At 66.2% G+C, this 14,021-nt stretch carries 11 protein-coding genes; 5 read left to right on the top strand and 6 right to left on the bottom strand.

Annotated features, from left to right (window positions below):
- Positions 1-12: 12 nt before the first annotated feature.
- The 3 genes from Q8K84_RS10730 to lptF are packed head-to-tail and all read right to left on the bottom strand — an operon-like array spanning position 13 to position 4,605.
- Entirely contained in the window at positions 13-2,307 is a 2,295-nt protein-coding gene (locus Q8K84_RS10730; RefSeq protein ID WP_305282635.1) for an LPS-assembly protein LptD, read from the bottom strand.
- Positions 2,308-2,365: 58 nt separating this feature from the next.
- Positions 2,366-3,466: an LptF/LptG family permease gene (locus Q8K84_RS10725; protein ID WP_305282634.1), complete on the bottom strand. Its 1,101-nt coding sequence runs from the start codon at positions 3,464-3,466 to the stop codon at positions 2,366-2,368.
- Positions 3,463-4,605, bottom strand: coding sequence for an LPS export ABC transporter permease LptF (gene lptF, locus Q8K84_RS10720; RefSeq protein WP_305282633.1), 1,143 nt, complete (start codon positions 4,603-4,605; stop codon positions 3,463-3,465). Before lptF ends, Q8K84_RS10725 begins: the two co-directional genes overlap by 4 nt.
- Positions 4,606-4,758: 153 nt before the next feature.
- Between lptF and Q8K84_RS10715 the strand changes: the two genes are divergently transcribed.
- The 4 genes from Q8K84_RS10715 to Q8K84_RS10700 are packed head-to-tail and all read left to right on the top strand — an operon-like array spanning position 4,759 to position 7,745.
- The gene (locus Q8K84_RS10715; protein ID WP_305282632.1) at positions 4,759-6,243 is read left to right on the top strand and encodes a leucyl aminopeptidase; all 1,485 of its coding nucleotides are present in this window, start codon (positions 4,759-4,761) and stop codon (positions 6,241-6,243) included.
- A gap of 29 nt (positions 6,244-6,272) precedes the next feature.
- Positions 6,273-6,974, top strand: a complete 702-nt coding sequence (locus Q8K84_RS10710; RefSeq protein ID WP_305282631.1) for a hypothetical protein — start codon at positions 6,273-6,275, stop codon at positions 6,972-6,974.
- A complete protein-coding gene (locus tag Q8K84_RS10705) occupies positions 6,967-7,425 on the top strand; it encodes a DNA polymerase III subunit chi (RefSeq protein ID WP_305282630.1) in 459 nt (152 codons plus the stop codon). The genes Q8K84_RS10710 and Q8K84_RS10705 overlap by 8 nt, the downstream gene beginning before the upstream one ends.
- Positions 7,422-7,745: a peptidase inhibitor I78 gene (locus Q8K84_RS10700; RefSeq protein ID WP_305282629.1), complete on the top strand. Its 324-nt coding sequence runs from the start codon at positions 7,422-7,424 to the stop codon at positions 7,743-7,745. Before Q8K84_RS10705 ends, Q8K84_RS10700 begins: the two co-directional genes overlap by 4 nt.
- A 135-nt stretch (positions 7,746-7,880) precedes the next feature.
- Here the strand turns inward: Q8K84_RS10700 and Q8K84_RS10695 are convergent, their stop codons facing one another.
- Positions 7,881-10,259: an ATP-binding protein gene (locus tag Q8K84_RS10695; RefSeq protein ID WP_305282628.1), complete on the bottom strand. Its 2,379-nt coding sequence runs from the start codon at positions 10,257-10,259 to the stop codon at positions 7,881-7,883.
- Between the two features lie 73 nt (positions 10,260-10,332).
- On the bottom strand, positions 10,333-12,213 hold the full coding sequence (locus tag Q8K84_RS10690) for an ABC-F family ATP-binding cassette domain-containing protein (protein ID WP_305282627.1): 1,881 nt from the start codon (positions 12,211-12,213) through the stop codon (positions 10,333-10,335).
- Positions 12,214-12,478: 265 nt separating this feature from the next.
- Here Q8K84_RS10690 and ndk point away from each other — a divergent pair, with 265 nt between their 5' ends.
- Positions 12,479-12,898: a nucleoside-diphosphate kinase gene (ndk, locus tag Q8K84_RS10685; protein WP_305282626.1), complete on the top strand. Its 420-nt coding sequence runs from the start codon at positions 12,479-12,481 to the stop codon at positions 12,896-12,898.
- 76 nt (positions 12,899-12,974) lie between these two features.
- On the opposite strand, the gene purM is transcribed toward ndk, so the two are convergent.
- On the bottom strand, positions 12,975-14,000 hold the full coding sequence (gene purM, locus Q8K84_RS10680) for a phosphoribosylformylglycinamidine cyclo-ligase (protein WP_305282625.1): 1,026 nt from the start codon (positions 13,998-14,000) through the stop codon (positions 12,975-12,977).
- Positions 14,001-14,021: the final 21 nt, after the last annotated feature.

Here is a 14,021-nt window from a genome sequence, read left to right as displayed (position 1 = left end):
GCGCCGCTGATCCTAGTTGGCATAGATAGGTTCGCCCAATGTGGCGAGGGTTAGGCGCACGGCTACAGACTCGCTGGGGCCTAGACGTCCGACAATGGTGTCCTCGCGCCGATATATGACTTCAATCCGTGTGCACTCGTCCCGATAGACCACCCCGACATCGCGCACCACCCAGCCATTCTGGACCATGTCGCGATTGCCATAGGCGATGACGCCCCAGTTCTGGGTGAGAAACAGCTCTCCGCCCAGATCCAGGTTCTCGCGCTTGACCCCGTTTATGTCGAGATCGTCCCACAGATAGCGGAAAAATCCGGAGCCGCGGCCCAGGGCGACATTGGCGCCGGCTTCGGCGCGACGGACGTCCAGGGTGTCCCCGTCAAGCCGTGCCCGGCCAAAGGCCGAGATGCCTCTGATCGGCTGGGCCTGCGCTGCAACGATCCAATCCGAGGCTGTATCCCGCAGCCCTGTCCGTTCGGGGAAGGCGACTTCCTCCTCGTTGCGGAAGCTCCGGCCGACCAGCAGGGTGGCGCGCCGCCCATCATCCCAAAGGATGCTGCCTCGTGCCGCCGCGTTGGCGCGCAGTCCGCCCTCCATCAGGTCGAAGCCCGGGAAGCGGTCAGCCATGAGCAGGTTGGTTTCGTCGAACTCGAAGGCGAGGCTATCCTCGTCGAGATAGACCGGCTCGCCCGCTGCGTTCAGGCCGGTCTGGATCTGGTTGGGGCGGGGCGAAGCGATAAGCTGCACAAGCGGCTCAAGGATCGCCGTCTTGTCGTTGAAACGACGGTAGAAAGGCCAGCTAAGGTCTGCGCCGACCGTGCCTTGAAGGCGGGTTTCGGTGCGTCCGCCATATCCGTCCAGCGGCACGTCGCTGAGGCTGTAAGCGTCGGCCCGGATATTGGCGAAGGGCTCAAGTCTCAGGCCTGCAGGGGTTGTGAACGACCGCCGCCAATCGGCCTGGGCGACAACCCTGCGGCTATCGAGGCCGGGAATATAGTTCGTCGAAGTGCTCAGCGGCGAGATATCCCGCTCAAGGGCTACGGCGTTTCCTCGCAGTCGGAGCCTTCCGCCGGCGAGGCGTGCGTCTGGACTCCAGCGCCCTTCGATCAGGGGCGCCACTGTGGGAAAGGTGCGATCATCATCCCCAGGGCGGAGACCCTGGATATCGAACGCCGCCATGGACAGGTAGGAATTGTCATCCTCCCTGATGGCGTAGAGCTGCGAGATCAGCCGTCGATCATCTGCGATATAGGGCCCGCGAGATTGGTAGACATCGCCAATCTCATATTTGTCGAACAGCAGGTCGTCAGACGTCCGTTCAGCGGTGAAGCCCCAGTCCCAGTTCTCGTCGATGGCGAAGGCGCCGCGGGCCAGAATGTAGCTGCGGGAGGTGGCCTCGCCAAACCGGCCCGTGGAGTCGAAGTCCTCGGCATAGGTGTAGCCGCCCCGGACATCGATCTCGCCGGAGTAGAAGCGCTTGCGATACCGGGCGTTGAGGAAGGGCTCGACCTTGACGTTAATCTGCGGGCTGAGCGTCAAGTCCGAATAGTCTGACAGAACAACCAGATACGGCTGTTCATAGGAAAGTCCTCTCCGGTCGGACGCCGAGATGTCAGGGGTCAGGAGCCCCGACTTCCGCTCCGCCTGTGGGTCAGGATGCCAGAACAGGGGCATGTAGAAGACCGGCGCGCCAAAGAGACGGAACACCGCGTGACGGTAGTAGACCAGCTGTCGCTCGCGATCCTGGACCACCTTGTCGGCCTGGATCGACCAGGTCGGCGTCTTACTCTCGCTGTCGGCGCAGATATCGCAGGGCGTGTAGATCGCCCGATTCAGTTCGTTGACGTTCTCATTTCGTCGGACGGCGCTTGCCGCGGCGATCTTAACATTCTGCGGGAGCCGGGCGGAGAAGCCTCGGGCGACGCCCGCCCGCATCTGATCGTCCATAACGATCTCCCGGGCGAACTCGACGCTGCCGTCGGGGTTGGAAATCTGGACGTTTGAAGCCTCGAGCACACCTTTGGCTTCATCATAGACAATGGTGTCAGCCCGCAGGTTGCGGCTGTCGTAGCGCGCTTCGACCTGGCCGGAAGCCGTGGTCCGGGAGGCCGTGTCGTCGCGCAGCACCGACTCCGCCTCGAGATAGATGGCGCCGGCGGTCAGCCCGTCCGCCCCTGGCGGCGGCGTGGGGGTCGGCACGACGGCGTCCTGGGCCGACGCTGCGCCTGCGCACAGGCTCGCCACCGCGACCCCCGCCAGGAGGTTGCGCTTGACCGAGGCGAGCGAGGTGCGCCGAGGTGACGTCTTCAAACGTGAATCCCTTCTTGCCGCGGGCCGTGCGCAGGGAATAGCGGCGTGGCGGCGTCTTTCAACCGTCTTCGGTGTAGCAGAGCAGTGTGAGGCCCGACAGGAGGGCGATCACAGGCGGCGCCCAGGCGGCGGCGGCCAGGGGAATTATGTCTGCATTGGCCAGGGCGCCGGCGAATTCGTTCAGGAAGAAAAAGACAAAACCCAGTGCTACGCCAGCGCCGGCCAGACCCGCCAGCCCACCAAGGCGAGCCAAACGCAGGGAGAAGGCTGCGGCGAGGATCGTCATCGCGGCGAACAACAGCGGGGTCGCCAGGAGTTGTTGGAAGCGCAACTGATAGCGGCTGGCGCTGAACCCCGCCTGCTCGGTGGTTCTGATGGCGGCCGGCAGTCGCCAGAAGGCGATGGCCTGCGGAGATGCGAAGCGTTCAAGCGCCGATTCGCTGTCCAGGCTGGAGCGGAGTGACAGGCTCTCTGAGCGCACGGAGCTTTCACCAGCTGCGGCCTCGCGAACGTCGGTCAATCGCCAAAAACCGGGGAGCAGGCGCGCTTCTGCAGCCTCCAGCCGCCGCCTGAACTCCGGAATGCCGGCTTCGTTCTTCTGGTAGATGAACAGGGACACGCCCCGCAGGACCACTGTCCCGTCGATGATGTCGCGGTCCTTGGCGTGAATGACGATCTGGCTCCGCTCATCGCCCTGCCGCAGCCAGATGTCCTCAGGCGCGTCGACCAGATAGTTGTCCATGATCCGCGCCCGCTCGATGCCAAATCGGGCGTTGGCCGCCGCCGCCAGGGGGTTCAGGAGGGTGACTGAGATCGCGCCCACGAGCGCCGCGGCCACCGCGGTCGGCAGGATGAAGCGCCACGCTGAAACCCCGGCCGCGCGCATGGCGACCAGTTCGCTGCGTCGGTTGAGGCTGACATAGGCCGCCATGCAGCCAAACAGGAAGACGAAGGGCAGCAGCACGAGCACCAGGCTGGGTGTGCCCAGGGCGGTCAGGCCAAACAGCTCGGCGACGCTGACCTCGGCGCGCACGCCCACGGAGCGGGACAGCTCCACAAACTGAACGAGGATGATCACCGCGGTGATCACCGCCAGGGCGACGCCGACGCTCAGCAGGCTCCGCGAGAGCACATAGGCTTCAATTCGTCCGAACCTCATGCCGAGGCTCCAGCCCTGGCGATGCGCACCGGGCGTTTGCGCATGTCGATGAACCGGGACACGCGCTGTCGGAAGACGCTGCGCAGCGCGAGCGTGATCGCCAGAAGCGGCACGGCGTACTGAAGAAGATTGAGCCAGGCGCTGGATTCTGCGGCCGCCTGAACGACGAAGCCCAGGATTCGGGTCAAGGCTGCGGCCCCCCCGGCCCAGGCGATCCGCCGACCATAGCCCATCCGGTCATAACCCCCACCCAGGATGGCGGCCAGGGCCAGGGCCATGAAGGCGATGTTGTATAGGGGCGTCGCCAGGCGGGCGTGCCCCTCGGCTAACATATCCAGGCGGTTCCGGCGCTCCCAATCCTGCTCCAGGTCGGGGAAGAACAGCTCGTGCAGATATCGGTCGGAGGGCTTGTAGTGGACCAGCTCGTCTGAGGCGACCAGAGGCCCTAGATCGAAGATGTACTCGTCGAAGGTGAGATAGTTCAGAACGCCTGTCGCGCTGAACTCCTGTGTGGAGCCGCGGGACATCACCAGGACCGGCGCCCCTGCTCGGGTCGCCATGCGGCCCTCATCGGCGGTGTAGGTCGTGGCCTTGCCGTCGCTCTCGGCCACATGGATGAACAGGTTGCCCATCCGACCGCGACTGTCCACGCTCTGGGCATAGACCGTCAGACCCGGCGCGGGCTCTGTGAACTCACCTTCGCGAACCAGTGTGGCGGCCAGGTCGGTGCGCACGTCAAACAGGGTTTCTCTCAGTTCCCGGTAGGACGCCGGCTGGATGAACAGATTCAGCACCAGGGCCAATAGGGCGACAACCACAGCTAGCCGCATGGGTGGCGCGATGACCCGCCAGCGGCTCATGCCGCCGGCGAAGCACACCACGAGTTCCTGCTCGCTCTGCAGGCGGTTGAGCGCCACCAGGGCGGCCACGAACAGGGCCAGCGGCATGACCATGTTGATCAGCTGCGGCATGGCCAGCAGGGTGATCTTCAGGAAGACGCCGGCGCTCTGACGCTGGTTTATGATGACATCAAGGGCCGACAGGCTCTGACTCAGCAGGGCCACCGCCGTCAACGCGAGCGTCGCCAGCAGGGTCGGGCCCAGGAGCTGGCGAAGCAGATATCGGTCTATCAGGCGCATGGAAAAAAGGCGTCGCCGGGCTGATTTGGCGCGCCCTGGGCGCGAAGCTGTTCTAAACCATGCGTCGCCGCGCCACACAACCGCCGCAGGTGACGCCAGTCTAGGCGGCCTGGTGGCGGAGCGCCTTCAGCTTTGCTTTGGTTGAGATATCGCATGGACATCCAATTCGTCACGGCCGCGGCCGACCTCCCCGAGAATTCGGCGTTGGCCATCATCGTTTTCGAGGGCGCTGTGCTCTCCGGCGCAGCCGCCGAAGCCGACAGCCTCGCTGGAGGTGTGGTCGGTCGCGCCCTGGCGCAAGGCCGCTTTACCGGCGCCAAGGGGCAGGTCCTGGATTTCGTTGCGCCGGCCGGCCACTCCGCGGCGCGTCTGGTTCTGGTGGGCGCAGGCAAGCGCGACGCGTTCGACGCGGTCGGCGCGGAGCATGCCGCCGCCAGCGCCTATAGCGCGGTCAAGCTCTCGGGCCTGACAGGCCTTCGAGTCGCATTCGCCGATGAGGCGACGGCACAGCCCGAACGGGCGGCCCTGGGGGTGCGCCTGGGCGCCTACCGGTTCGACCGCTACCGAACGAAGGAGGCCGCCGACAAGAAGCCCTCCGTGGTCCGGGCTGAATTTGTTTGCGCCGATGTCGAGGCTGCGCAGGCGGCCTTCACAACCCTGGCCGCCCTGGCCGACGGGATCGCCTTTGCCCGCGACCTGGTCTCTGAGCCGCCGAACATCCTCTACCCCGTCGAGTTCGCCCGCCGCGTCAAAGCGCTGGAGACTCTCGGCCTTGAGGTCGAGATTCTCGGTGAGGCCGAAATGCAGAAACTCGGCATGGGCTCACTGCTCGGCGTCGGCCAAGGCAGCGCCCGGGAAAGCCAGCTGGCCATCATGCGGTGGAACGGCGCCGCCGATCCTGCGGCTCAGCCCATCGCCTTCGTAGGCAAGGGCGTGTGCTTCGATACGGGCGGCATCTCGATCAAGCCCGCCGAAGGCATGGAGGACATGAAGTGGGACATGGGCGGCGCCGCCGCCGTGGCCGGTCTCATGCACGCCCTGGCCGGCCGCAAGGCCAAGGTCAACGCCGTGGGCGTTCTGGGTCTCGTGGAGAACATGCCCGACGGCGACGCCCAGCGCCCGGGGGACGTGGTCACCAGCATGTCTGGCCAGACCATTGAGATCATCAACACCGACGCCGAGGGCCGCCTCGTGCTGGCCGACGCCCTCTGGTACTGCCAGGACCGCTTCAAGCCGAAGTTCATGGTCGACCTGGCCACCCTGACCGGGGCGATCATCATCAGCCTGGGCAACGACTACGCCGGCGTCTTCTCCAACAATGACGAACTTGCCGACAATCTGCTGGCCGCCTCCAAGGCCGAGGCCGAGCCCCTCTGGCGGATGCCGCTGCCGCCGGCCTACGACAAGCAGATCGACAGCATGATCGCCGACATGAAGAACACCGGCGGCCGGGCCGGGGGCTCTATCACCGCGGCCCTCTTCCTGCAGCGGTTCGTCAACGATCTGCCTTGGGCGCACATGGATATCGCCTCCACCGCCTGGAAGAAGCCGTCCAGCGTGCCCACCCTTCCTGAGGGCGCCACGGGCTACGGCGTCAGGCTGCTCAATCGGATGGTGGCGGACAGATACGAGAGCTGATCGAAGCCTGTCGGGACGGGGAGGGCGCGGTGCGGTTCGTCCTGTTGCATAGTCCCCTGCTGGGTCCCCTGACCTGGCAGGCGGTGGCCGAGGATCTGCGCGGCCGGGGCGCCCACGCCGAGACTCCGGCCTGGCCTCCCCTGTCGCAGGTGGGGGGAGACTTCTATCGTACCCTGGCGACCGAGCTCGCAGGAACGGTGGATGCTGCGGGGCGCGAGCCGGTCCTTCTGGTCGCCCATAGCGGCGCCGGGGCGCTGATTCCCGCCCTGGCGGCGGCGCTCTCAGCGCCCGTGGCGGCCACGATCCTCGTCGACGCCATCCTTCCTCACCCGGGGCAATGCTGGTTGGACACCGCTCCGCCGGGCCTGCGCCAGGACCTGACCCTGGGCTCACAGGGGGGGGAGCTGCCCTCATGGGATGGCTGGTGGCCGCCTGGAGCCCTGGCGCGACTTGTCCCTGATGACGATCTGCGCCGTGATCTCCTGGCCGAACTGGGGCCGCTGCCGCTGGCCTATTTCGAGGAGATCGCGCCACCAGGGGGGCTGGCCGGGCCCGGCGCGTATCTGCAGCTCAGCGGCGCCTATGAAGATCAGGCCCAGGCGGCGAGGGGGCTCGGCTGGCCAGCGCGCAGACTGCAACTCAATCACCTCTCGCCCCTGACCGCGTCACGGGTGGTGGCCGCCTCGATCTTTGACCTGGGGCAGGCGCTCAATGAGGCGCCCCATGGCTGAGGCGCCTTGCGAAGTCTGGTTCTATCACATGGAGCGGTCAGACCTTGATCAGGTGCTGCCGGAGCTTCTGGAGCGAACCCTGGCCCGGGGCTGGAAGGCCCTGGTCCGCTCACGCCTCGTCGAACGCCTTGAACACCTCGACAGCCACCTCTGGACCTATCGCGACGACAGCTTTCTGGCGCACGGGCGGGTCGAGGAGCCCCATGCCGCCCAGCAGCCCATCTTGCTCACCGCTGGGATGGATAATCCCAGCGACGCCGACGTGGTGTTTCTGCTGGATGGGGCGGAGGCGGGACCCCTTGACGGCTTCGTCCGTTGCATCGTCCTGTTCGATGGGCGCGATGCGGCCGCCCTCGCCACAGCGCGGGCGCAATGGCGTGCCATCAAGGCGTCAGGGCTTCCGGTGAGTTACTGGAAACAAATGGTCCGTGGTTGGGAGAAACAGGCATGACGCACAAACTCGCCCTCATTCTTGGCGCTAGCCTGGTCCTTCTGGGCGCCTGCGCCAGCGAGCCCTCTGCGGCGCCGCCCACAACCGGTCCGCAACCTGCGCCGCGCCCGGCGCCCGCGCCTGTGGCTGACCAGTGCGGAGCCGCCCAGGCTCAGCGCCTTGTGGGTCGGCATCGCAGCGAGATCCCGGTTCCGGTCAACCCGGGACTGCAGCGCGTCGCCTGCACCACCTGTCCGGTGACGATGGACTTCCATCCCCGCAGGCTGAACTTTTTCTACGACGCCGATACCGGACTGATCAAAGAGGTCCGCTGCGGGTAGGCGGCTGAGCTGTCAGTCGCGCGGCCGACGACGTACCCAGCGCGCGATGATGGCGAAGGCGGCCGGCGCCACCAGGACGGCCGCCAGCAGCAGATAAATCACACGCGCCCACTCCGGCATCGCTCTATCGCTCCCTCACGCCCGGCTGGAAGATGGGGCGCCGGCCAGCAACATGTCCAGGGCGCCGAGGAGCCGTTCGAGCTCAATGGGCTTGGGGGTCAGCGCGTCCATACCAGCCTCGAGGTATTCGCGCTCATGGTGAGACATGGCGTTCGCCGTCAGGGCGATGATCGGGGTGCGGGGGCGACCCTCGGCCTCTTCCCGTATCCGGATCATCCGCGTGGCGGTCGGGCCATCCATCCGCGGCATCTGCACGTCCATCAGAATGGCGTCCCACTGGCCATCAGCCCAGGCGGCGACGGCGTCCTCCCCATCGTCCACGAGATGGAGGTCGATCATGAGCGGGGCGAGCAGGGTCTTCAGGACCAGCTGGTTCATGGGATTGTCCTCTGCCGCCAGGATGCGCAGGGGGCCTTGGTGCGCAAGGTGAAGGCCGTGAACTGCGTCTGGCAGGGCATCTTCGGCCATGGGCGCCGTGGCCACCTTGAGGGGCAGCTTCACCGTAAAGGTGGATCCGCGCTCGAGGACGCTTTGCACGCTGATCGTACCGCCCATGAGGCTGGACAATTCCCGGCAGATCGCCAGGCCGAGGCCAGAGCCGCCGAATTTCCGCGTGGTCGAGGTATCGGCTTGGACGAACTTCTCGAACAGGGCGCCGAGGCGCTCCGGCGCGATACCGTGCCCGGTGTCTGAGACGGCCATGACCAGGTCGCCATTCCTGCTGGTCACCTTCACCTCGACCGATCCGCGGGCGGTGAACTTCACGGCGTTGGACACCAGATTGTACAGGATCTGCCGAACCCGATTGGAGTCCCCCCACCAGTAGGCCGGCGTTTGGGGGTCGATCGTCAGGCTGAAGGAAAGGTCCTTTTCAGCGGCAAGTGTGGTGAAGGTGCTCTGCGCCCCCTTGGCGATCTGGGCGATGTCCACTACGCCGTTTTCCAACTCGAGCCGTCCAGCCTCGATCCGGGAAAGGTCCAGCAGATCATTCAGCAGGACCAGGAGGGTTTCGCCGGCCTGGCGGATCACCGCCAGGCGTTCCTTCTGATTTTGCGGCAGGTCCTCACGGGCCATGGCCTGGGCCATGCCCAGCACACCGTTGAGCGGGGTTCGGATCTCATGGCTCATCGTGGCCAGGAAGGCGCTCTTGGCCAGGTTGGCCGCATCAGCCTGATCGCGGGCCCGCTTGAGATTGGTGTTCAGGGTGCGCAGTCGTCGTTCTGAACGCTTCAGGTCTGCGATGGACTGGGTGAAAATCACCACACGGACAGGGCCATCCCCGACAAACCGCGAGGCGCTGAGCCGGAACCACTCCCCACTCATCGCTTCATAGGTGCGGGTAAAGGTCTCCCTTTGCCCGTCGATCACCGCCCGGATACCACGCTCCAGGGACCGACCATGGCCCCCAGGCAACCGGCGGAAAATCTCAAACATGTTCAGACGGGGGGTCTGCTCCGGCGATGAACGGGCGCCGCCAGCGTTCCGGAAGCTGCGGTTGGCCTCAATCAGTTGGCCGTTGGCGTCGATCACCGCCACCATGGCGGCGATGCCGTCGATGACGCCGCGGGCGAAGCCTTCGGATTCCCGCAGCTCACCCAACGCGCGACGCATGGTTGTGATGTCCTGGCTCGCGCCCCGCACCGCCACGCAAACCCCATCGATGACTTCTGCGACCCCCATCACGCGAAGCCAGATTCGCCGGCCATCACCTGTCAGCGCCTCAGCCTCGAAGTCCATGCGTTCACCGTTCTGCACGGTTGCGATGACGGCGCTCATCACAGCATCCCGGTGCTCGGGCAGATAGACCTCGATGGCGGTCCGGAGACTTTCAGAGGACTCGGTTCGCCCCATCATGGCGCCCAGTTCTGGGCTATAGTCTATTTCTGCAGTACCAAAATTGATCTCCCAACCGCCGAGTCCGGCCATGCGGGCGGCGTCGCGCAAGGCGGTCGAGGCGGCTTCAGATCGACGCTGGGCGTCTCGGATTTCGGTGATGTCGGCGAGGGTGAGGACGTAGCTCTCAAGCTCGCCGGCGGAGTCCGAGACCGGGCGCAGGTCGGCGTCCACCCAGTAGGTCTCACCGCTCTTGCGCCGCGCAGAGGCCTCGGCGCGGTGCCCGTAGCGCGCATGCAGTCGACGGGTGATCTGGGCCTCTTCGGTCTGGCCAGCAGGGCCAAGCAGAAGGTCGGCCGCGTTTTGACCAACCGCCTCCTCGGAGGTGTAGCCGGTGATTGAGGTGAAGCTGTCATTGACCCAGGTGATCGCCCCCTGCAGGTCGATCAACGCCATCCCATGAGAGACGGCGGCAAGAGCCCGGGCGAGCCGCCCGTCAAGCGCGCTCTCACGGGTTGGGGAATCGGTGGCGATCCGGGCGTCCATGCGAATCTTGTGCATGAGGTTAAGCTTGGGGTGTGAACAAACGCAAAATTGCCCCCCGGCGCAATCACCGTATCAGATTCAGCACCCCTTACGCCGCAGGAGACTTCAAAGCCTCATAGGCCTCGACGGCGGCCATCCATTCGGCTTCTGCGGAGTCCAGAAGCCCCTGGAGCCTCGTCCGCTCTCGACCAAGCGCGGCGGCCTTTTCTGGACCATCAGCGAAGACGGCCGGGTCGCTGAGCTGAGCGTCGATCTTGGCGACGGCATCCGTAGCGCGGGCAAGGGCCTGCTCTGCGGCCTCAGCCCGACGGCGGGCGTTGCCGGTGGGCGCCTTGCGCGCAGGGGGTGGGGGCGGTGGTGGCGGAGGGGCTTCCTCCCGCACCTGTGACGGGGCTCGGACGCGGGCCTTGGCCCGTTCGATCACATACCGGGAGTAGTCTTCCAGATCGCCCTCGAAGGGTGCGATCGACCCATCGGCCGCCAGCCAAAGCCGGTCGGCGACCATCTCCATCAGCGAGCGGTCATGGGTGATCAGGATGACGGCGCCGGCGTAGTCGTTCAGCGCCTCCAGCAGGGCGCGACGGGAGTCGATGTCCAGGTGGTTGGTCGGTTCATCGAGGATCAGCAGGTGGGGCGCTTCGGCTGCGACCATGTTCAGCAACAGCCGCGCCCGCTCGCCCCCGGACAGGTCGGCGACGGTGGTCTCCACCTTGTCGCGGTTGAAGCCGTACTGCGCCAGCCTTGACCGCCGCGCGGCCTCGGACGCCTCGGGCATGGCGCGGCGGATGATGTCCAGCGGCGTATCGGTCGGGTCCAGCGCTTCGATCTGGTGCTGGTGAAACCAGCCCACCCGCATACGGCGGTCGCGGTGCATGTGGCCGTGTTCGATGGCCAGGGCCTCGGCCACCATCTTGGCGAAGGTGGATTTGCCCGCCCCATTGACGCCCAGCAGGCCGATCCGGTCATCGACATCCAGGCGCAGGTTGAGATCGCGCAGGATCGGCGGTCCGCCATAGCCGACGCTGACGCCTTCCAGCCGGATCAACGGCGGCGCCAAAGGACGCTCTGGCGAGGGGAGGGTGAAGGGCGCCACGCTCTCGCTGCCCACGGCGTCGATCACCGGCAGCTTGGCGAGGGCTTTCAGGCGCGACTGGGCCTGGGTCGCCTTGCTGGCCGTGGCCCGGAAGCGGTCGACAAAGGACTGCATATGGGCGCGCTTGGCCTCGATCTTCGAGCGCATGGCCTCCTGCAGCCGGGCCTTTTCGGCGCGCTGGGTCTCGAACGCGTCGTAGCCGCCCGCATAGAGGGTCAGCTTGCCGTCCGCCAGATGCAGGGTGTGGTCGATGGAGTTATTCAGCAATTCCCGGTCATGGCTGATGACCAGGGCGTTGTAGGGATAGGTGCGCAGGCGGGCTTCGAGCCAGAGCGCCCCTTCGAGGTCGAGATAATTGGTCGGCTCGTCCAGGAGCAGCATGTCCGGCTCGGAGAACAGGGCGGCGGCCAGGGCCACCCGCATTCGCCAGCCGCCGGAGAACTCCGACATCGGCCGTTCCAGATCGTCGGTCGAGAAACCCAGGCCGGCCAGGATTTCCGCGGCCCGGGACGGCGCCCGGTCCGCGTCGATCTCGATCAGGCGGGCATAGATTTCGCCCATGTGCTCGGGCTCGGCGGTCTCAAGGTCTGCTAACAGGCCGTGACGGATTTCGTCAGCGGCGAGCACCGTGTCCAGCAGCGATACCGGAGTGGCGGGGTGCTCCTGATCGACGGAGCCCAGCCGTGCGCCCTTAGGCAGGCTGATCTCGCCCGATCCCAGCACAAGTTCGCCCTTGATCAATTTGAACAGGGTCGACTTGCCGATGCCGTTTCGGCCGACGAGGCTGACCTTGGCGTTGCGGGGGAGGGTGACGGTGGCCCCGTCAAAGAAACGGCGGCCCCAGGCGTCGAAGACGAGATCTTGAATTTGCAGCATATCAGTCAGGGCACAACAAAAGAGGGGGCGGCCCGCAGGGGCGCGGACTCGGCGGCACGGTCAAGAGCGCCGTGAGGGGGAAAGGCCGGGAAACTCGAGATCTGCGCCGCCGCCGTCCCGACCGTGGCCGCGCTCATAGCAGACGGGGCCTCCCGCGTCAGGGGGTATCGCCCGCTGCGGCTTGGCGTGGGCGGGTCTCAGGGCTATACACGCGCGCCTCTGGGCGAAACCCCGCCCCAAGACCCCATTCCTGAAGAAAAATCCCATGACCGAACGCACCTTCTCGATCCTCAAGCCGGACGCGACCGAGCGGAACCTGACCGGCAAGATCAACGCGGTGATCGAAGGCGCAGGCCTGCGCATCGTCGCCCAGCGCCGGATTCGCATGACCGAAGCCCAGGCCAAGACCTTCTACGAGGTCCACAAGGAGCGCCCGTTCTATGGCGAGCTGGTCGGCCAGATGACCTCTGCGCCGGTGGTGGTCCAAGTCCTGGAAGGCGAGAACGCCGTGGCCAAGTATCGCGAGATCATGGGCGCGACCAATCCGGAACAGGCCGCCGAAGGCACGATCCGCAAGCTGTTCGCCAAGAATGTCGGCGAAAACTCGGTTCATGGCTCGGACAGCCAGGACAACGCCAAGCTGGAGATCGCTCAGTTCTTCACGGAAGACCAGATCGTCGGCTGATCGACGGACAGTCTGAATGAGGAAGGGCCGCAGCGGTGAGCGCTGCGGCCCTTTTTCATGGGCGTTGAAGGCAGGCTCAGGCCGCCGCCAACTCCCCGCAGATGAAGGCGTCCTCGCCGGCCGCCAGAAGGGCCTCGAGGACCGCCGGGGCGTCTTCGGCGCCAACGATCAGGATCATGCCCAGACCGCAGTTGAAGGTCCGGCGCATCTCCTCCTGCGCCACGCCGCCGACCTCGGCCAGCCAGGCGAAGACCGGCGGCAAGGTCCAGGCCTCCCAGTCGAAGCGCGGCGCGAGGCCCGGCGCGATGGCCCGAGGGGGATTCTCAGTCAGGCCGCCACCGGTAATGTGCGCCAGGCCCTTGAGCTGGCCGGCCTTGATCAGGGGCGTCAGGCTGCGGGCATAGATCCGGGTGGGGACCATCAGGGCTTGCGCCAGGGTCTGGCCTTGGGCGAAGGGGGCCGGGGCGTCCCAGGCCAGCCCTGAGCGCTCGACGATCTTGCGGATCAGCGAATAGCCGTTGGAGTGCGGGCCCGAGGAGGCCAGGCCGATCAGCAGGTCGCCAGCCGCCTGGTCATCCATTCGCGGCAGGACCCGGTTGCGGTCCACGGCGCCGACGGAGAAGCCAGCCAGGTCATAGTCGTCGCCGTTGTACATGCCCGGCATTTCGGCGGTTTCGCCGCCGACCAGGGCGGCGCCGGCCAGCTTGCAGCCTTCGGCGATGCCCGCGACCACCCGCGTGGCGACGGCGACGTCCAGCTTGCTGGTGGCCAGATAGTCCAGGAACATCAGGGGTTCGGCGCCCTGGGCCAGCAGGTCGTTGACGCACATGGCCACCAGGTCGATCCCGACCGTGTCGTGCAGCCCGGTCTCGATGGCGATCTTCAGCTTGGTGCCGACGCCGTCGGTGGTGGTGACCAGCAGCGGATCGTCATAGCCGGCCGCCTTGAGGTCGAAGAGCGCCCCGAAGCCGCCCAGAGACGCTTCTGCGCCCGGCCGCCGCGTCGCCTTGGCCAGCGGCTTTATGGCGTCCACAAGCGCGTTGCCGGCGTCGATGTCGACACCCGCCTGGGCGTAGGTCAGCCCGTTTGGCCGTTCGGTCATTTCAAAGCCCTCGCCTCAGGG

Origin of the sequence: Phenylobacterium sp., from assembly GCF_030679875.1 — a bacterium.
Classification (GTDB): domain Bacteria; phylum Pseudomonadota; class Alphaproteobacteria; order Caulobacterales; family Caulobacteraceae; genus Phenylobacterium.
Note: the sequence above shows the minus strand (reverse complement) of the source record. Positions and strands in the feature narration are given on the sequence as shown.